This window comes from Rhodanobacter sp. C05 (assembly GCF_002001165.1).
Taxonomy (GTDB): Bacteria; Pseudomonadota; Gammaproteobacteria; order Xanthomonadales; family Rhodanobacteraceae; genus Rhodanobacter.
This window is the reverse complement of record NZ_MUNQ01000026.1, coordinates 116,186-134,140: the sequence shown is the minus strand read 5'-3', so window position 1 is coordinate 134,140 and position 17,955 is coordinate 116,186. Positions and strand designations below refer to the sequence as shown.

17 protein-coding genes are annotated in these 17,955 nt (G+C 63.6%); 6 read left to right on the top strand and 11 right to left on the bottom strand.

What is annotated here, in order from left to right:
- Window positions 1-7 precede the first annotated feature (7 nt).
- The 3 genes from B0E51_RS18400 to B0E51_RS18390 are packed head-to-tail and all read left to right on the top strand — an operon-like array spanning window position 8 to window position 2,686.
- Window positions 8-952: an SPFH domain-containing protein gene (locus B0E51_RS18400; RefSeq protein ID WP_077446338.1), complete on the top strand. Its 945-nt coding sequence runs from the start codon at window positions 8-10 to the stop codon at window positions 950-952.
- A 10-nt stretch (window positions 953-962) separates the two neighbouring features.
- On the top strand, window positions 963-1,409 hold the full coding sequence (locus tag B0E51_RS18395) for an NfeD family protein (RefSeq protein WP_077446435.1): 447 nt from the start codon (window positions 963-965) through the stop codon (window positions 1,407-1,409).
- On the top strand, window positions 1,406-2,686 hold the full coding sequence (locus B0E51_RS18390; RefSeq protein WP_077446337.1) for a threonine/serine exporter family protein: 1,281 nt from the start codon (window positions 1,406-1,408) through the stop codon (window positions 2,684-2,686). The genes B0E51_RS18395 and B0E51_RS18390 overlap by 4 nt, the downstream gene beginning before the upstream one ends.
- Before the next feature lie 186 nt (window positions 2,687-2,872).
- Here B0E51_RS18390 and B0E51_RS18385 read toward each other — a convergent pair whose 3' ends face one another.
- The 3 genes from B0E51_RS18385 to B0E51_RS18375 all read right to left on the bottom strand — a co-directional run bounded on the left by B0E51_RS18385 (window position 2,873) and on the right by B0E51_RS18375 (window position 5,724).
- Window positions 2,873-3,196: an H-NS histone family protein gene (locus B0E51_RS18385; protein ID WP_077446336.1), complete on the bottom strand. Its 324-nt coding sequence runs from the start codon at window positions 3,194-3,196 to the stop codon at window positions 2,873-2,875.
- A 299-nt stretch (window positions 3,197-3,495) separates the two neighbouring features.
- Entirely contained in the window at window positions 3,496-5,193 is a 1,698-nt protein-coding gene (locus B0E51_RS18380) for a proline--tRNA ligase (RefSeq protein ID WP_077446335.1), read from the bottom strand.
- A gap of 111 nt (window positions 5,194-5,304) precedes the next feature.
- Entirely contained in the window at window positions 5,305-5,724 is a 420-nt protein-coding gene (locus tag B0E51_RS18375) for a DUF4124 domain-containing protein (protein ID WP_168172684.1), read from the bottom strand.
- Window positions 5,725-5,848: 124 nt separating this feature from the next.
- Here B0E51_RS18375 and B0E51_RS18370 point away from each other — a divergent pair, with 124 nt between their 5' ends.
- The 3 genes from B0E51_RS18370 to rimI are packed head-to-tail and all read left to right on the top strand — an operon-like array spanning window position 5,849 to window position 7,603.
- On the top strand, window positions 5,849-6,628 hold the full coding sequence (locus tag B0E51_RS18370) for a phosphatidylcholine/phosphatidylserine synthase (protein ID WP_077446333.1): 780 nt from the start codon (window positions 5,849-5,851) through the stop codon (window positions 6,626-6,628).
- 8 nt (window positions 6,629-6,636) lie between these two features.
- A complete protein-coding gene (locus B0E51_RS18365) occupies window positions 6,637-7,128 on the top strand; it encodes a hypothetical protein (protein WP_254424574.1) in 492 nt (163 codons plus the stop codon).
- A 4-nt stretch (window positions 7,129-7,132) separates the two neighbouring features.
- Window positions 7,133-7,603 carry a ribosomal protein S18-alanine N-acetyltransferase gene (rimI, locus tag B0E51_RS18360; protein WP_077446332.1) on the top strand — a complete coding sequence of 157 codons (471 nt, stop codon included), beginning with the start codon at window positions 7,133-7,135 and terminating at the stop codon, window positions 7,601-7,603.
- On the opposite strand, the gene B0E51_RS18355 is transcribed toward rimI, so the two are convergent.
- The 8 genes from B0E51_RS18355 to B0E51_RS18320 form a co-directional block, all read right to left on the bottom strand.
- Window positions 7,600-10,266 (bottom strand): YfhO family protein, encoded by a 2,667-nt coding sequence (locus B0E51_RS18355; RefSeq protein ID WP_077446331.1) that lies wholly within the window; start codon window positions 10,264-10,266, stop codon window positions 7,600-7,602. The two genes, rimI and B0E51_RS18355, sit on opposite strands and share 4 nt — an antisense overlap.
- 34 nt (window positions 10,267-10,300) lie before the next feature.
- Complete coding sequence (locus B0E51_RS18350; RefSeq protein ID WP_077446330.1) at window positions 10,301-11,227, bottom strand: glycosyltransferase family 2 protein; 927 nt, start codon at window positions 11,225-11,227, stop codon at window positions 10,301-10,303.
- A gap of 80 nt (window positions 11,228-11,307) precedes the next feature.
- Entirely contained in the window at window positions 11,308-14,151 is a 2,844-nt protein-coding gene (locus tag B0E51_RS18345) for a valine--tRNA ligase (RefSeq protein WP_077446329.1), read from the bottom strand.
- A gap of 221 nt (window positions 14,152-14,372) precedes the next feature.
- A complete protein-coding gene (locus B0E51_RS18340) occupies window positions 14,373-14,789 on the bottom strand; it encodes a VOC family protein (protein WP_077446328.1) in 417 nt (138 codons plus the stop codon).
- Between the two features lie 38 nt (window positions 14,790-14,827).
- Complete coding sequence (gene hemE / locus B0E51_RS18335; RefSeq protein WP_077446327.1) at window positions 14,828-15,898, bottom strand: uroporphyrinogen decarboxylase; 1,071 nt, start codon at window positions 15,896-15,898, stop codon at window positions 14,828-14,830.
- A gap of 4 nt (window positions 15,899-15,902) precedes the next feature.
- Complete coding sequence (locus B0E51_RS18330; RefSeq protein WP_077446326.1) at window positions 15,903-16,163, bottom strand: WGR domain-containing protein; 261 nt, start codon at window positions 16,161-16,163, stop codon at window positions 15,903-15,905.
- A 94-nt stretch (window positions 16,164-16,257) separates the two neighbouring features.
- The gene (gene aroB, locus B0E51_RS18325) at window positions 16,258-17,355 is read right to left on the bottom strand and encodes a 3-dehydroquinate synthase (RefSeq protein WP_077446325.1); all 1,098 of its coding nucleotides are present in this window, start codon (window positions 17,353-17,355) and stop codon (window positions 16,258-16,260) included.
- Window positions 17,352-17,909 (bottom strand): shikimate kinase, encoded by a 558-nt coding sequence (locus B0E51_RS18320; protein ID WP_077446324.1) that lies wholly within the window; start codon window positions 17,907-17,909, stop codon window positions 17,352-17,354. Before B0E51_RS18320 ends, aroB begins: the two co-directional genes overlap by 4 nt.
- Window positions 17,910-17,955 lie beyond the last annotated feature (46 nt).

Below are 17,955 nucleotides of genomic sequence, written 5' to 3'. Positions count from 1 at the left end.
CTAAGTCATGGGGCAGATTCTCGCGTTGGTCATCGTCTTCGTCGTCGTGGTCGGTGTGGCCAAGCTGGTGCGCATCGTGCCGCAAGGTTTCGAGTGGACGGTGGAGACCTTCGGCAAGTACACCCGCACGCTAAGCCCGGGACTGCATTTCCTGATCCCGATCTACCAGGCGGTCGGGCGCAAGATCAACATGATGGAACAGGTGCTCGATGTGCCGTCGCAGGACGTGATCACCAAGGACAACGCGGTGGTGCGCGTCGACGGTGTGGTGTTCTATCAGGTGCTCGACGCTTCCAAGGCGGCCTACGAGGTATCCAACCTCGAGCAGGCTTCACTGGCGCTGATCATGACCAATATCCGTACCGTGCTCGGCTCGATGGATCTGGACGAGTCGCTGAGCCAGCGTGACGCGATCAACGCCAAGCTGCTGCGCGTGGTGGACGAAGCGACCCATCCGTGGGGCGTCAAGGTCAACCGCATCGAGATCAAGGACATCGCGCCGCCGCGCGACCTGATCGACGCGATGGCGCGGCAGATGAAGGCCGAGCGCGAGAAGCGCGCGAACATCCTCGATGCCGAGGGTTTCCGCCAGGCGGCGATCCTCAAGGCCGAGGGCGAGAAGCAGTCGGTGATTCTGGCCGCCGAGGGCGAGAAGGAAGCCGCGTTCCGCGCCGCGGAGGCGCGTGAGCGTTCGGCCGAGGCCGAGGCGAAGGCGACCACGATGGTCTCCGACGCGATCTCCGGCGGCAACGTCAACGCGCTGAACTACTTCGTCGCCAACAACTACGTCGAGGCGCTGAAGGAAATGGCCAAGTCGCCAAACCAGAAGATGCTGCTGCTGCCGATCGAGGCCACCGGCATCCTGGGTTCGCTGGCCGGCATCGCCGAGCTGGCGAAGGAGTCGCTGGGCCAGCAGCAGAAGGCGGTGGCGGTCCAGCCGCCGCTGCGCTGAGGTGGCTGCCATGTGGGATCTTTCCGCGCATTACCTGTGGTGGATTCTCGCGTTGCTGCTGATCGCCGGCGAGCTGCTGGTGCCGGGTTATTTCATGCTGTGGATCGGCCTGGCCGCCGCAGCCATGGGCGTGCTGCTGTGGCTGGTGCCGTCGCTTGGTCTGTTGGCGCAGGCAGTGCTGTTCGCGGTGTTGGCGTTTGCATCGTGCATGGCTTATGCGCGATTGCTGCGACCACGACTGGAGCGCAGTGAACCGGGTAGCGAGCGGCTCAACCGGCGCGCCGAGCAGATGATCGGCCAGCGCTACGAACTGATCGAGCCGATCGTCAACGGTCGCGGCAAGGCCTGCGTGGGCGATGGCCAGTGGCTGGTCAGTGGACCGGATCTGCCGCTGGGCAGCACGGTGGAAGTGGTGGCTGTCGAAGGCACCACGTTGAAGGTGCGTCCGGCAGCATGAACGCGGACAGCGTCACCAATCGGCAGCAGTTCGCCACCACGGCGCTGAACACGCGCATTGCGTTCCTGCTGGAGCTGGCGCGCCGACTGCACCAGTACGGTACGTCAGCGCCTCGATTGGAGATGGCGGTAGCTGGTGCGGCGCAGCGCCTGGGACTGGCTGCCGATGTATGGTCCAGTCCCACCGCGCTCATCATCTCGTTCACCGATCTGGCCCAGGGTGAGGAAGGCGTGGCGCAAACCACCCAGGTGATGCGGCTGGTGCCGGGCGAGGTGAATCTGGCACGGCTGTGCCAAGCTGACGAGATCGCCGATCGCGCGATTGCCGGTGAGCTGGATCTGCGCGAGGGCTTCCGCCGCCTGCGGGCACTGGGGTTGCCGGATACACGACGTGACAAGGCCGCGCTGATCGCCAGCTATGGTCTGTCCGGTGCCAGCATTGCAGCGCTGTTCCTGCACAGCGCGTGGGTGGACGTACTGGTCGCCGGCGTGATCGGCGTGATCATCGGTGGGATCTCCGTGCTGGCGGGCAGCCGGCCGCGGCTGGCGGTGGCCAGCGATGCCATCTGTGCGCTGGTGGCCACCGCCATGACGATCGTGGTGAGTGCGTTCGTGGTGCCGCTGGCGATCAAGTCGGTGGTACTGGCCAGCCTGATCATCCTGATTCCCGGCATGTCGCTGACCACGGCGGTGCGTGAAATATCCAGCCAGCATCTGGTCTCCGGCATGGCGCGCATGGGCGGCGCCATGTCGACCCTGCTCAAGCTCACTTTCGGTACGATCGCGGCCACCCAGCTGTGCGCGGCGTTCGGCATCCATGCGCGTGACTTCGCGTTGCCGGCGTTGCCGACATGGACCGACTATCCGGCCCTGCTCGTTGCTGCGATCGCGTTCGCGATCCTGTTTCGTGCGGCACGACGCGACTGGCCAGTGGTGATCGTGGCCGTGATCGTCGGTTACCTGGCTACACGCTGGGGTGGTGAGATTTCCGGTTCGCTGCCGGCGGCGCCGTTCGGCGTGTTCCTTGGCGGATTGCTGCTGAGTGCGTTGGCCAACATCTATGCGCGGTTTGCCCATCGTCCGGGAGCAGTCGTGCGCGAGCCGGGCATTCTGCTGCTGGTGCCGGGCAGCGTCGGTTTCCGCAGCATGTCTTTTCTGCTTGATCGCAATACCACGCTGGGCATGGATACCGGCCTGCTGTTGTTGACCCTGCTGGTATCGCTGGTAGGCGGATTGATGTTTGGCGACCTGCTGGTTTCGCCGCGCCGGTCTTTATAAACGAGCCTTCGATCAAAAGCCGGAGACTTCCGGTTGCGCAGATTATCAAGATAGCGAAACCGCATGGCACATTCACTCCCTCCCCCTTGGGGGAGGGCTGGGGAGGGGACGCCGCGTCGCCTCAAACCAAAAAATACGCCGGCACTAGGCCGGCGCATTTCATTGAAGCGTCGAGCGGAACGGCGATCAGATTGCCAGATCCTTTTCCTTCTTGCCGGCCTTCAGTGCGTCACTGAACCAGTGCGGACGCTTGCCGCGGCCTGACCAGGTCTGTGCGGGGTTGGCCGGATTGCGGTATTTCGGTGCAACCGTACCGGTAGTGCGCTTGGCTTTGCCGCGTGCGCTGCCGAAGATGTCCTCAAAGGCATAACCCTCGGCCTTGATCAGTGCGTGCACTTTTTCACGCAGCTTGACGACTTTTTCCTTGCGCAGTTCATTCTGGCGCACCTGTGCCTTGCTGATCAGGTCGTTGAGCTGATTGTGATTGAGACTCTTGATATCGACGGCCATGATTGACTCCCGGGTGAGTGTCGGTAATTGAATAGTAGGGTCTGACGTTGGCCCGGCTATTATTGGGGATTTGAGCCGGACTCCGCGTTGCAATAGGTGTTGCAATAGCGATTCTCGCTGATTTTCGGAATATTTGTAAAGCACGGCCACGCTGTTAAATGGATTTCACATTAAGCATGGTTAATCATGTGCTGGGGATTTTAATAAGCGATGGGCGTATTTACGTTGTCCATGATTGCCGAATACGAAAACGGCCGCATGTGGCGGCCGTTTCAATGAGAAACCTGATGTGAAAACGGTTAACCGAGCAGGGCGAACAGCTCCTCCTGACTGATCGAGCGATTTTCGCTTTCGCTGCGGGCGCGGTATTCCAGCGTGCCGGCAGCCACGCCGCGCTCACTTACCACCACGCGGTGCGGAATGCCGATCAGTTCCATATCGGCAAACATGCCACCCGGCCGCAGGCCGCGGTCATCCAGCACGGTCTCGATGCCGCGCTGGTTGAGTTGCTGATACAGCGCCTCGGCAGCCTCGCTGACCTCGGCTACGTTCCTCTGGTTGATCACGCACACCACCACTTTCCATGGTGCCATCGCCTCGGGCCAGATGATGCCTGCCTCGTCATGGCGCTGTTCGATCGCGGCGGCGACGATGCGACTGACGCCGATGCCATAGCATCCCATGGTCATCAGCTGCAGCTTGCCCTGGTCATCCACCACGGTGGCGTTGAGTGCTTCGGCGTATTTCTGGCCGAGCTGGAATACATGGCCAACCTCGATGCCACGCCCGATGTGCAGCACGCCCTGACCATCAGGTGACAGGTCGCCCTCGACCACGTTGCGCAGGTCGGCAATGCGGGTGACTCGTGCATCACGAGTCCAGTTCGCGCCGGTGTAATGGCTGCCATCGGCATTGCCGCCGCATACGAAGTCGGCAAGCACCGCAGCATCGCGGTCGACGATCACAGGGATGGCGGCCGGCAGCCCAACCGGACCAATGAAGCCAGGTCGCGTGCCGGTGGCAGCGAGGATTTCCTCTTCGCTGGCCAGTACCGATTCATCGGGTAGTTCGGCCAGCTTGCCGGCCTTCACTTCGTTGATCTCGTGGTCGCCACGCAGGCACAGCGCGACCAGTCCGTCACGGCCACGCACCAGCAGGGTCTTCACGCATTGCTGCGGGGATACCTTGAGGAAGCCGGCGACGTCATCGATGGTTTTCTGGGTGGGTGTATTGACTCGCTGCAAGCTGGCAGCGGGAGCGGGGCGTTCGATGGTCGGCGCCAGCGCATCCGCCTTTTCGATATTCGCGGCGTAATCGGAGCCATCGGAGAACGCAATGGCGTCTTCGCCGGAATCGGCCAGCACCTGGAATTCATGGCTGGCATTGCCGCCAATCGCGCCGGTGTCGGCCTGCACGGCACGGAAGGTCAGTCCGAGCCGGGTGAAGATGCGCGTATAGGCCTGATACATCGCTGCATAGGTTTCAGCCAATGATTCCTGGGTGAGGTGAAAGGAGTAAGCGTCCTTCATCAGGAATTCGCGCGCGCGCATCACGCCGAAACGCGGGCGGATTTCATCGCGGAACTTGGTCTGGATCTGGTAGAAATTGACCGGAAGCTGCTTGTAGCTTTTCAGCTCGTTGCGTGCGTAATCGGTGACCACTTCCTCGGCGGTGGGGGCATAGCAGAACTCCTGCTCCTTGCGATCCTTGATCTTCAGCAGCTGGGGGCCGAACTTAGCCCAGCGGCCGCTTTCCTCCCACAGCTCCCTGGGCTGGATCGTCGGCATCAGCATTTCGATCGCGCCGGCGCGATCCATTTCCTCGCGCACGATGGTTTCCACCTTGCGCAGTACGCGCAGGCCCAGCGGCGACCATGTGTACAGGCCCGAAGCGAGCTTGCGGATCATGCCGGCGCGCAGCATCAGCCGATGGCTGGTGATTTCGGCGTCGGCAGGGACTTCCTTGACGGTGGCCAGGTGAAATTGGCTGAGGCGCATGCGAGCGTTTCCGGCGTGATAAAGACGCCTATTGTAGCGGCCTGTCGCCACTGTCGCTGGTCAGCGCCGGTATCGGCAGGCTGCGAGCCTGCCGATACCGTGGGCGGCCGATCAGTTGCTCTGGCAATACTGGCTGTATTGCGACTGCGCCGCGCTGGCCTGCTGTTTGCGCTGGGTGTCATCGAGCGCGGTGGGTTTGCCGTCCTCCTGCATGACCACCGGACCGCTGCCTTGCAGTGCGGCGAGATTGGATTTCAGCGAAGTGCACAGCTTGGCGCGGTTTTCCGGGGTGTCGGCGACCGGCTGGGCAGGCGTGGAAGCCGATTCGGTATTCACCTCGCGATTCTCCTTGGATGCTGGCGCCACCGGATCCACCGTACCGGTGGTGGTCACCTGCTTGTATTTCGTGCCCTGGGGAGGGGCGTCCTGCGAGTAATGCACAGTGCCGCTGGCATCCGTCCATTTGTAGACCTGGGCAGTGGCCAGCGGAGCCAGCAGCAGCAGTGCCACGGCGATCAGTGAACGGTGCATGGTGCTCTCCATGAGGTATGGGAATGCGTGCGGTTGAATTACAGGTGCTCTTGTTATCACTCCGGCTTCCCGGACTCAAGCAGCCGATGGTTTACACTGCGCGCATCCTGTCACGGATTGATTCATGAGCGAGCCCATGCCAGTGCGCCCGCCCCGTCACCGGGGCATTTACCTGTTGCCGAACCTGTTCACCACGGCTGCGATGTTCGCAGGTTTCTACGCGATTATCGCCAGCATTGACGGGCGTTACACCGAAGCCGCGGTGGCGGTGTTCATTGCTGCCGTGCTGGATGGCATGGATGGCCGGGTGGCGCGGATGACCGGCACCCAGAGCGAATTCGGCGTGCAGTACGACTCCTTGTCCGATCTGGTCAGCTTCGGGCTGGCACCGGCGCTGGTGATGTACAACTGGTCGTTGTCGTCGCTGCGCGACTTCGGTTCGCTATGGGGCAAGCTGGGTTGGGCTGCCGCCTTCATCTACGCGGCTTGCGCGGCGTTGCGGCTGGCGCGCTTCAATACCCAGGTCGGCGTAGCCGACAAGCGCTATTTCCAGGGGTTGGCCAGCCCGGCAGCTGCTGCGGTGTGCATGTCGTTCGTGTGGAGTGCGGAAAAGTCGGGCTTTTCCGGCGACGAATTGTGCTTCGTCACACCGGTGATGGCGGTGATTGTGGGCTTGCTGATGGTCAGCCGCTTCCGTTACTTCAGCTTCAAGTCGCTGCCGATGGGCGATAACCAGCGCGTACCGTTCGCCTGGATGGTCGGTGCCGTGCTGCTGTTGGCTTTGCTGGTCCTGGATACCGCACGGGTGCTGTTCGTCGGCTTCACGATCTATCTGCTGTCTGGCCCGGTATGGACGATATGGGGACTGGCTACGCACCGTCGCTCAAGGCGCAACGCGGCATGAATCAACCGATGCGCCAGCCCATCAGTGCCAGTCAGCGTGCCCGTGTCCTGCGGGCTTTGGGTGTGGTGCCGTGGGTGCGACGCATGGCACCCGAGGTACCAGCCAGTCGCGTTGTATCGGCTCGGCTGATAAACGAGGTGAGCGACGCGTCTGCAGGTGTCGCCTGCGTGGTGGTGGTACCGGAGGCTTGCAGCACGCGTGAGCTCGACTTGCTGGGGCGTGCGTTGAGCGCATGCGGAGCGACCGTGGCGCGGGCTGCGCGGGTCACGGTGAGCGGTGGCCAGCTGGCCGCTGACGTGCCGGAGGCGCGGGCTTATCTGGTATTCGGCGAGGCACAGGCGCATGCGCTGGGTCGCAGCCTGCCAGCGGCAGTGATGCACCGCGCGCAGATCGTGCTGGCCGACGAGCCGGCGCTGGTGCTGACCAGCGCGGCCGCCAAAAGACGGCTGTGGAGCGCACTGCGCAGTTTGCGCCGTGCGCTGGCCACTGCGGACTGCTAATCGCATGGTCGCGGTCGTCAAGCCGGTTATCCAGGTGCGTGCCATGCGCGCCGAGGATTTGACGATGGTCAGCACGATGGAGGCTGCCTCCTACGACTACCCGTGGTCGCATGGCATCTTCAACGATTGCCTGAAAGCCGGGCATCCGTGCTGGGTGTTGTGCGTGGATTCGGCGATTGCCGGTTACGGCATCCTGTCGATGGGCGCGGGCGAGGCGCATCTGCTGAATATCTGCATCGCGCCGGAATATCGTGGTCAGGGGCTGGGCCGGCATTTGCTCGGCCGTTTGCTGGATATCGCGCGCTGGAATGGCGCCGAACGGCTGTTCCTCGAGGTACGGCCGTCGAATCCGCTGGCGAAGGCGCTGTATGAATCGGTAGGGTTCGGCGAGATCGGCCGGCGGCCACGCTATTACCCCGCGCGGGACGGGCGCGAGGAAGCGATCGTGATGGCGCTGGAGTTGTTGCCGTCCTAGCCACCGGCTCTGCGACGTCGCAGGCTGCGCCATGCTCCGAGCAGCCATGCCGTCAATCCGGCCAGGAATGCTGCGGTGATCGCAAGTGCGTGAGTCGGGCGATAGCTGAAGACGACCGTGTGTATTCCTGCGGGTAGGGCAAGGCTCTGGAAAATTCCGTTTGTCCTTTGCAACGGAACCGCCCGGTCATCGACCTTGGCCTGCCATCCCGGATAGAACGCCTCGCGGCGAAGCAGCTGGGTCGGCTCATCGCAATGGACAGTGACTTCGTTTCGATCCGAGGACTGCAGTTGGCAGCCCGTGTCGCGGGTTTCGAAATAGGGTCTGGGGTTCGGCAGCTCGTAGATATCCATGTCAGGGCCGTGATAGACCGGCACCGACGTGATGGCTCCGGCGTCTGCCGGGCGATAGTGGAGGATCAGTGACGGCGCCATCGCCGCCGGCTTGCCGTCCAGCAGGATTTGCCGGGCCGCGTCGGCATTCATCAGCCATAGCGCGACCGGATGATCGCTGTGCTCATCAGTGATCGTTGTGGTGATGACATTTGCCTGCGCGGGTAGCAGTGCCAGTGGCTTGTCGAGTTCCACCAGGAAAGCTGCGTTGTCGACGGATCCCGCCAGGGAGCGCGCACCTTCCGCGCAGTTTCCCGCTGCGTTGCAGACCTTCATGTGCAACAGGCCATTGGCGCGGCCGGCATAGTTGCCAATGAACACGGAGGCCTGATGCACAGTCACCTCTTCCGGCAGGGCAGGAAGCGACCAGCGGATCGTTGCTGACGCGCCATTCGCCAGCGGCATCGGTTGGGCTGGATCCTGCCGGGAAGCTGTTGGCGTTGTGGCCGACAGGAAGGGATCGTCGCCGGCAGGCGCGAGCACATAGCGTACGCCCAGCTCCTCAAGTGCGGCCTGCTTCGTATTCAGCAGCATCGCTGCATGGTTTCCGGCGGTCCCGCCGAAATTGCCGGTGAACAGAATTGGATGGGCATCAGGATCCAGCTGGTCGTGGACGTACTGCGTCCAATCAAGGGAAACCGGCAGGTAGTTGTGGTTGATCTGCGCGATCCTGAAATAGCCACCGTAGTTCGGTGCGAGCGGACCGATCGAGTAGACACGCTGCTGCCCGGCATGCGCCTGCAGAAAGGCCACGCCGCCCTGATGCGATGACAATCTGCCAAGGCCGCTGCCGACGGGCAGCGCGAAAGCCACGCAGGCATCCAGCGTCAGCAAGGCGACGAACGCGAGAGGTACATGCCGCCAGCGACCGTGAAGCATGGCGACCAGGACGGCCGCGGTCACCGACAAGGCAAGCCAGCCGATCGCCATGCTGTGAAAGGGTGCGTAGGCAGGATTGCCCAGCAGGGTCTTGACGAGTTCCCGCGCGGGGCCGAGCGCCGCCATGATCGCGATGCCGATCATCGCGAAACATGCCATCAGGCCACCGTTCGACACGGATGTCCGGCGCTGCATCCCGTCGATCGTCAGTGCGATCAGCACAGCCCCGGCGAACTCCCATGAGGGCGGTGAGTAACGATAGAACGCGGCCGACTTGATCATCGGAACCAGGTTGATCAGGTCGCTGAGCGGACGCACGTCGAACGTCTTGGCCACGCAGAGCAGCATCCAGGTCAGGAGCGCGGCATACAGCCAGCGCCTGCAGAACACGAACCCGAGCAGGACGACGAAAAATTCCAGCGCCGTGAAATAGCCGCCGATGTTGCCCCAGTTGGCCGCGATCTGGTGGCCTGGATCGTCGAACGCGAAGATCGGCCCATACAGGCCCGGGGCCAGCATCTGGGCCAGCGTGGAGCCGGCAAGCCGCGCATGCGCAAAGACGTTGTCGTGTCCGCCCACGTAGGCACGACCGACGTATTCGGCGAAAGGCACGATGAGCGGCGTGGCCAACAGGATCCCGACGAAGGCGGCCATGCAAAGTCGGCGCAGGAAGGCCGTTTTGCGGGGCGTGGTCAGGCCAACCAGCCGGCTCATGCTCCAGAAGCCGGCGAACAGGCCGTCGATATAGGCGGTCTCGGGGAAGCCGGCATAGATCGACCAGGCCAGCGCCACCGGAATGAGCAGCCAGCCTCCGCGGGCATCCGCGGCCACGCGTGCGCGCAGGTGTTCGATACCCAGGATCAGCATGGGCAGGAAAGCTACCGGCGTGGTGATCGGTGCCCCGAGCCAGCCAAACGTGCCGTTCAACTCGAACACCATGGCGCCGGCAAAGGCGGCCAGGCGGGTCAGCTCGAGCCGGCGCAGCAGGGCGTACGCGCAGAGGCCCGCGATGATCTGCATCAGCATCTCGACCCATGCGCCGCCCGCCTGGAAATGCATGAGCAGGACGAATGGCAGGAACAACGAAGCCGGCTGCGCCTCGGCCGCCAGCGGCAGACCAACCCCGTTATAGGAATTCCACCAGGGGATATGCCCTGACAGCCACATGTCCGCCGAGAGTTTCCCCAGAGCCTGGCCCTGGAATCCGACGTTGGGATCGATCCACGGCGTACCTGGCAGGAAGTGTTTTCCTGCAATACCCACCGCACCCACGAAAGCCATCGGATCCGGACTGAGGATCCCCGTCAGGGCAGGGAAATTGAGCAGAATCGGCAGCGCCAGCAGTATCAGCAGTGGGGCATGTTCGCGGAGGCGGCCGCTGGATAAGTTCATGCGATATCCAACATCCGTCGGGGCCGTGCGCGCATCAACGCTGCCCGAAGGCCGGATGGCTGAGATAGGCCAGCAACTTCATTTCGCGCCGTCCGCGAGTGACCGTGTCGAGCACCATGCCGGTCACGAAACTGAGGAACCCGGTAAGCATGATGCCGGTGGCCAGGATCGCAGTGGGAAATCGTGGCACCAGTCCCGTTCGCAGATACTCGTCGACCAGCGGTATGCCGAGTGCGACCGAGGACAGCACACAGAGCAGCCCGATCACCGAGAAGAAAGTCAGCGGCCGTTCGTATCGGAACAACTGGAAGATCAGCAGGAGAATGCGAAAGCCATCCCGGTAGGTATTCAGCTTGCTGGCCGAACCATCGGGCCGGCCACGGTAGTCGCCCGTCGTGTGGGCTACCGGCATGCGCAGTGCCAGCGCATGCACGGTCAATTCGGTCTCGATGCCGAATCCGGTGGAGGTGGCCGGAAACGATTTGACGAATCGCCGCGAAAAGACCTTGTAACCGGACAGCATGTCTTCCACCCGGTTGCCGAAAATCCTGCGCACCGCACTGGTGAGCAGCAGGTTGCCGAAGCGATGGCCGGTTCGATAGGCCAAGCCGGTTTCCTGGCGGACACAGTTGACGAGGTCGCAGAGGTTTTCCCGGGCGATCCGCAGCATCTCCGGGGCGCGCTGCGCGTCATAGGTGTGGTCGCCATCCACCATCACGTAGAAGTCCGCCTCGATGTCACGAAACATGCGTTGCACCACGGCGCCCTTGCCCTGGTCGGGCTCGGTCCGCACTACCGCACCAGCAGCGGTTGCTATTTCTGCCGTGCCATCGGTCGAATTGTTGTCGTAGACATAGATCGTCGCGCCTGGCAGCGCAGCACGAAAGTCGGAGACCACCTGCGCCACCGTACCTGCCTCGTTATAGCAGGGGATAAGTACGGCGACTTCGGGCTCTTTCATGATTGGGCCTGGGCGGTGATGGGGTGTTCGGCGTAGCGCATTCGTGTCGACAACAATAGCGGGGCATGCTCTCCAGGCAATCAGCCCAGCTTTTGCGACTGCTCGCGCAGTGCCGTGAGGGTGATGTTCCAGTCGGCGATGCGCTGGCGTTCCTGGGTGACGACTTCGGCTGGTGCGTTGGCGACGAAGTTGGCGTTGCCGAGTTTGCCTTCGCACTTTTTGATCTCGACTTCGATGCGGCTGATTTCCTTGGCCAGGCGCGTCTTTTCGGCGCCGAGGTCGATCAGTCCAGCGAGCGGGATCATCACGCGCAGCGTGCCGACCACGGCAGCGGCGGCGGCCGGTTCGTCGGCACCACTTTCGATCCACCGTGGTGTTTCGGTGCGGCCAAGGAAGGCGATTTGCGCAGCGAACTTCGCCACGCGGGCACGATCGCTGGCGTCGCCGTCGGCGAGCAGCAGCGGGATCGTCTTGGCGGGGGAGATGTTCATTTCAGAGCGGATCTTGCGGATACCGTTCAGTACGTTCTTGAACCACTCGATTTCGGCTGTCGCGGCATCATCCGCAGCGATCTCGTCAGCGCGCGGCCACGGCCGCTGCATCAGGCTGTTGTCAGTGAGCTTGAGTTTCGGCGCCACCGATTGCCAGATTTCTTCGGTGATGAACGGAATGATCGGGTGCAGGGCGCGCAACACACTTTCAAGTACCACCAGCAGGGTATGGCGGGTGGATGCCGCGGCGTTCGCGTCATCACCGTTCAATGCTGGCTTGGACAGTTCCAGGAACCAGTCGCAATATTCGTTCCAGACGAACTCATAGAGTGACTGCGCCAGCAGATCGAAGCGGTAGGTGATGAAGTGCTGTTCGACTTCGCCCAGGGTCTGCTTCAGGCGGGTAAGGATCCAGCGCTCCGCCTCGGTCACCGGTGCACCAGCCAGCGCGGCGATCTTGCCTTCCAGCCCGCTCTCATCGGGCATATTCATCAGCACAAACCGCGCGGCATTCCACAGCTTGTTGCAGAACGCCTTGTAGCCTTCGGCGCGCTTGATGTCGAAGTTGATCGTGCGGCTGTAGCTGGCCAGCGCGGCGAAGGTGAAACGCAGTGCATCGGTGCCGATCGCCGGGATGCCGTCGGGGTAATCCTTGCGGACGCGCTTCTCGACCTTCTCGCGCACCTGCGGAATCAGCAGTGACCTGGTGGATTTCGCCACCAGCGGCTCCAGCTCGATGCCGTCGATCAGGTCCAGCGGGTCCAGCGTGTTGCCCTTGGACTTGGACATCTTCTGGCCTTCGGCATCGCGCACGATGGCGTTGATGTAGACCTCGCGGAACGGGACCTCGCCGGTGAAGTACTTGGTCGCCATCACCATGCGGGCGACCCAGAAGAAGATGATGTCGAAGCCGGTGACCAGCACGGCGCTGGGCAGGAAGATCTTGTCCTGCTCCCAGTTCGCCACGACTTCGCCGCGCTCGTTCTTCACCGGCCCGTTCGCCGGCCAGCCGAGGGTGGAGAACGGCCACAGTGCCGAGCTGAACCAGGTGTCGAGTACGTCGTCGTCCTGGCGCAGCGCGCCGATCGGTGCCGTGGTGGCGGACTTGCGTGCGTCCGCCTCGTCCTCGCCCACGAAGATGTTGCCGGCCTCGTCGTACCACGCCGGGATGCGATGACCCCACCACAGCTGGCGGCTGATGCACCAGTCCTGGATGTTGTCCAACCATTGCGAATACGTGGTGGCCCAGTTCTCCGGCACGAACTTGATCTCGCCCGAACGCACGGCGTCCAGCGCCGGCTGGGTGATTGCCTTGCGGCCGCCCGGACGTCCATCGGCCAGCGTGTCGGAGGTGAGGTCGACGAACCACTGGTCGGTCAGCATCGGCTCGATCACCGCGTCCGAGCGATCGCTCACCGGCACCTGCAGCTTGTGCGGCTTGGTTTCGACCAGCAGGCCGGCGGCTTCGAGATCGGCCAGCACGCGCTTGCGCGCGTCGTAGCGGTCGAGGCCGCGATATTTTTCCGGTGCGTTGTCGTTGACCTTAGCGGCCAGCGTGAAGATGGTGATCGGCGCCAACTTGTGGCGCTGGCCGATCGCGTAGTCGTTGAAGTCGTGCGCCGGGGTGATCTTCACGCAGCCGGTGCCGAAATCCTTGTCGACATAGTCATCTGCGATGACCGGAATCTCGCGATCCGTCAACGGCAGCTTCAGCGTCTTGCCGACCAGATGCGCATAGCGCTCGTCTTCCGGATGCACGGCCACGGCGACGTCGCCCAGCATGGTCTCCGGGCGGGTGGTGGCGACTACCACGCTCTCGTCGCTGCCCACGACCGGGTAGCGGATCGACCACATATGGCCGTCGCGCTCGACATTGTTCACTTCCAGATCGGACACGGCGGTGCCCAGTACCGGGTCCCAGTTCACCAGCCGGTTGCCGCGATAAATCAGCCCCGCGCGATACCAGTCGATGAACACCTTGCGCACCGCGGCCGAGAGTCCCTCGTCCATGGTGAAGCGCTCGCGCGACCAGTCCGCGGCGGCGCCGATGCGGCGCATCTGGTTGGTGATGGTGGAGCCGGACTCCTCCTTCCACTTCCACACGCGCTCGACAAAGGCATCGCGGCCCAGGTCATGCCGCGTCTTGTCCTCAACCGCCAGCTGGTTCTCCACGATCTTCTGGGTAGCGATACCCGCATGATCGGTACCGACCTGCCACAGCGTGTTCATCCCACGCATGTGCTGGTAGCGCACCAGCATGTCCATCACGGTCTGCTGGAACGCATGCCCCATATGCAACGTGCCGGTGACATTCGGCGGCGGCAGCAGGATGCAATACGGATCGCCCTTGCCCGATGGCTTGAACGCACCACTGGCTTCCCAGCGTGCATACCACGTCGACTCGATCTGGGCGGGTTCGAAACTCTTTTCCATCGGGATTGGGCTCGGTGGCGCGCGCAAGGCGCGCGCTTTGTCATGGGGATAGCGGGCCATTGTACGGGGAGGGGGCTGGGCTGCCAAAACCGCGCTTTTCTCCCTCCCCTGCTTGCAGGGGAGGGTTGAGGGAGGGGTGCTCTTGCTCTCAACCCCATAGCTTTGCAGCCACGACCTGCCATGGCTGCGATCATATTTATTCCTGGTCGTGACCCAATCGCTCAGGGAGTAAGCAACTCTCCACCCCAGTCGGCCGGCTCCACATCTTCAACGGTCTGCGAAAACGTCCAGATGTGCCCGCCAATATCCACCGCTGTGTACTGGCGCTCACCGTACGGGTAGCTCGTGGGCAGGTGGAGGATGACTGCGCCGGCAGCGTCTGCCTGGATGTGGTGGGCATCCACGTCTGCGACTCGAACCATGATCGCGTGGGTTGGCAATGGCGCGGTGTTTTCCGTGCCGCTATCGGCGACGACGACAGCTCCGTCACCCACGTGCAGTTGGACGCGATGGTCGCCGATACGCAACCGTTCCGTAAAACCGAAGGTGCGACATAGCCAAGCGGCAGCCTGCGGCACGTCGGAGTAACGGAGCACCGGGATGATTGTGCTGGAGGGTATGGAGCGATTGGCGCGCATGGGTTCCTCCGGGTTTTCAATCGGTCTTGCAGTGGGGCTCAACTGCCGCGCAACTTGCGCCCGTAAGCGTGCACCTCATCCACCAGCACTTTCACATGCTCCGGATCGACTTCCGGCGTGATGCCATGGCCGAGGTTGAACACGTGGCCGGGATGGTTGCCGTAGCTGTCGAGCACGGCGCGGGCTTCGCGGCGGATCACGTCGGGGCTGGCACGCAGGATCGCGGGGTCGAGGTTGCCTTGCAGGGCGACCTTGCCGGCGACGGCGCGGCGCGCGTCGGCCAGATCCATGGTCCAGTCGACGCCTAGCGAGGTGCAGCCGGTGTCGGCCATCTCGGCGAGGTTCCGGCCGGCGCCCTTGGAGAACAGGATCACCGGCAGCTCGCGGGCGTGCGGGTCGGCCTTCAGCGCGGCGACGATCTGCGCCATGTAGCGCAGCGAGAATTCGCGGAACGGCACGGGGCCGAGCAGACCGCCCCAGGTGTCGAAGATCATCAGCGCCTGTGCGCCCGCGGCGGCTTGGGCGATCAGGTAGTGCGCCACGGACTGCGCCAGCGTGTCGAGCAGCTGGTGGGCGAGCTTCGGTTCGTTCCAGCACATCGCCTTGAGCGTGGCGAAATCCTTGGAGCCGTGGCCCTCGACCATGTAGCAGGCAAGCGTCCACGGGCTGCCGGAGAAGCCGATCAACGGCACGCGTCCGTGCAGTTCCTGACGGATCAGTCGCACGGCATCCATCACGTAGCGCAGTTCGCCGTCCATGTCGGGCACGGCGAGTCTCGCGATATCGGCCGCCGTACGTACCGGGTGCGCGAATTGCGGGCCTTCGCCCTGAGCGAACGACAGGCCCAGGCCCATCGCGTCGGGGATGGTGAGGATGTCGGAGAACAGGATCGCGGCGTCGAGTTCGAAGCGTTCCAGCGGCTGCAGGGTGACTTCGCAGGCGAACTCGGGGTTCTGCGCGAGGCCCATGAAGCTGCCGGCGCGTTCGCGGGTGGCGCGATACTCGGGCAGATAACGGCCTGCCTGGCGCATGACCCAGATCGGCGTGGTATCGGTGGGTTCGCGACGCAGGGCGCGCAGGAAGCGATCGTTCTTCAGCGTGGCATTCATCAAATCAACGTCCGTACGGGCCTTCCAGCCCCTGGGCAAACATCAGGCGGAAGCCGCGCTTGAGCTGGGCATCGCGGGCTTTCTCGAAGGCGCTGACCGCCTCATCGCGCTCCAGGTACTGCTCGCGCTTCATGGTCGCGCGGCCGCCCTGGGTGCCGGACTCGCGATACAGCGTCCAGCCGCCCAGCAGATCCTGCTCCAGCGTGATCTGGACGTAGCGGGGTGCGTCGGAGCTGCCGGGCACGGTTTGCAGATAGAGGCGCATGGGTTCCGGATGGACTGTGCGGCACGCCGCAAACGTGAGCATTCTAGAAGGCTGGCGGCCGGGTAGCGAGCGCGCCGGTGACGCAGGTGATCGGTTATGCCGGCATGGCAGCTTGCAACACGGCCAGTACATCGGCTTCGGCGACGCCCGCGACGATCTCGGCACGGCCAATGCCGCGCCACAGGATCAGCCGCAACACGCCGGCGGTGTTCTTCTTGTCCAGTCGCATCAGCACCAGCAATTGCTGCGTTTCCATGCCGGGTGGGATCGTGGTAGGCAGGCCAAGTTTTTCCAGCAAGTGCCGTAGCCGCGAGGTATCGGCGGCGGTGCTCATGCCCAATCGCTCGGACAACTGCGCAGCCAGCAGCATGCCGATCGCCACGCCTTCGCCGTGCAGCAGGGTGGTGTAGTGCCCGGCGGTTTCCAAGGCATGGCCGAAGGTATGGCCGAGGTTGAGCAGGGCGCGCTCGCCCTGCTCGGTTTCGTCGCGAGCGACCACGCCGGCCTTGTAGCGTACCTTCCGCGCGATCGCTTCCGGCACGGTGGCGGGATCGCGTGCCACCAGTGCGTCGACATGCTGTTCCAGCCACGCAAAGAACGGTTCGTCGCCGATCGCTGCGCCCTTGATCACTTCGGCGAGTCCGGCGCGGTATTCGCGCACGGGCAGGGTGGCCAATGTGTCGATGTCGGCGATTACCGCGCGCGGCTGGTGGAATGCACCGGCGAGGTTCTTGCCGACCGGCAGGTTGACGCCGGTCTTGCCGCCGACCGAGGAATCGACCATCGCCAGCAGGGTGGTCGGCATCTGGATGAAGTCGATGCCGCGCATCCAGCAGGCGGCCGTAAAGCCGGCCAGATCACCGACCACGCCACCGCCGAGCGCGATCACGCAGGCATCGCGGGTGGCGCCGAGCTGGCCCAGCGCTTCCAAGGCGTACCCGACATTGGCAAAGCTTTTGTGTGCTTCGCCGTCATCGAGCAGGAACGACGACCAGCGCAGGCCGTGCAGCCCCTGTTCGATGCGCGGCAGGTACAGTGGCGCCACCGTGGTATTGCTGATCACCAGCGCATGCCGGCCGCGCAGCATGGCGCGCCAGCGGGCGTGGTTGGTGAGCAGGCCGGCGCCGATCCATACCGGATAGCTGCGCTGGCCCAGTGCGACGGTGATGGTCTGGATTGCCGGCTGGTTCATGCGCTCTGTTGCTGCCATGGATGAGGTGGACGCTGCCAATGATGATCGATCAGCGCGATGCAGCGGTCAGTGGCGGCCGCGACGCTGCCGTGTTCGCCGGGGATGGCCAGATCGGCGAGGTCGCGGTACAGCGGCTCGCGGATCTGCGCCATCGTCTGCAGCCGCTCGCGCCGGTTCGGCACGGCAAGCAGCGGGCGACGATGGTCGCGTTCCAGCCGTTCCAGCTGCTGCTCGATGCTGGTCTGCAGCCACATCACGTAGCCGCGTTCGCGCAGCAGCTGACGATTGTGTTCGGCCAGCACGACGCCGGCACCGGTCGCGAGCAGCACGCCGCCGCGCTGGCTGCATTCGTCCAGCAACAGGCTTTCGCGCTGGCGGAAACCCGCTTCGCCCTCGATCTCGAAAACGGTGTTCACGTCCACGCCGCAGTGCCGTTCGATCTCCTGGTCGAGATCGGCGAACGGCAGGCCATAATGCATGGCAAGCCGTCGCCCGATCGAGGTCTTGCCGGCGCCGGTCGGGCCGATGATGAAAAGGTTGTGCGACGGATTCATGCGCAGATGCTAACAGGGTGGATTCAACGGCTGTGGTGAAGAAAGC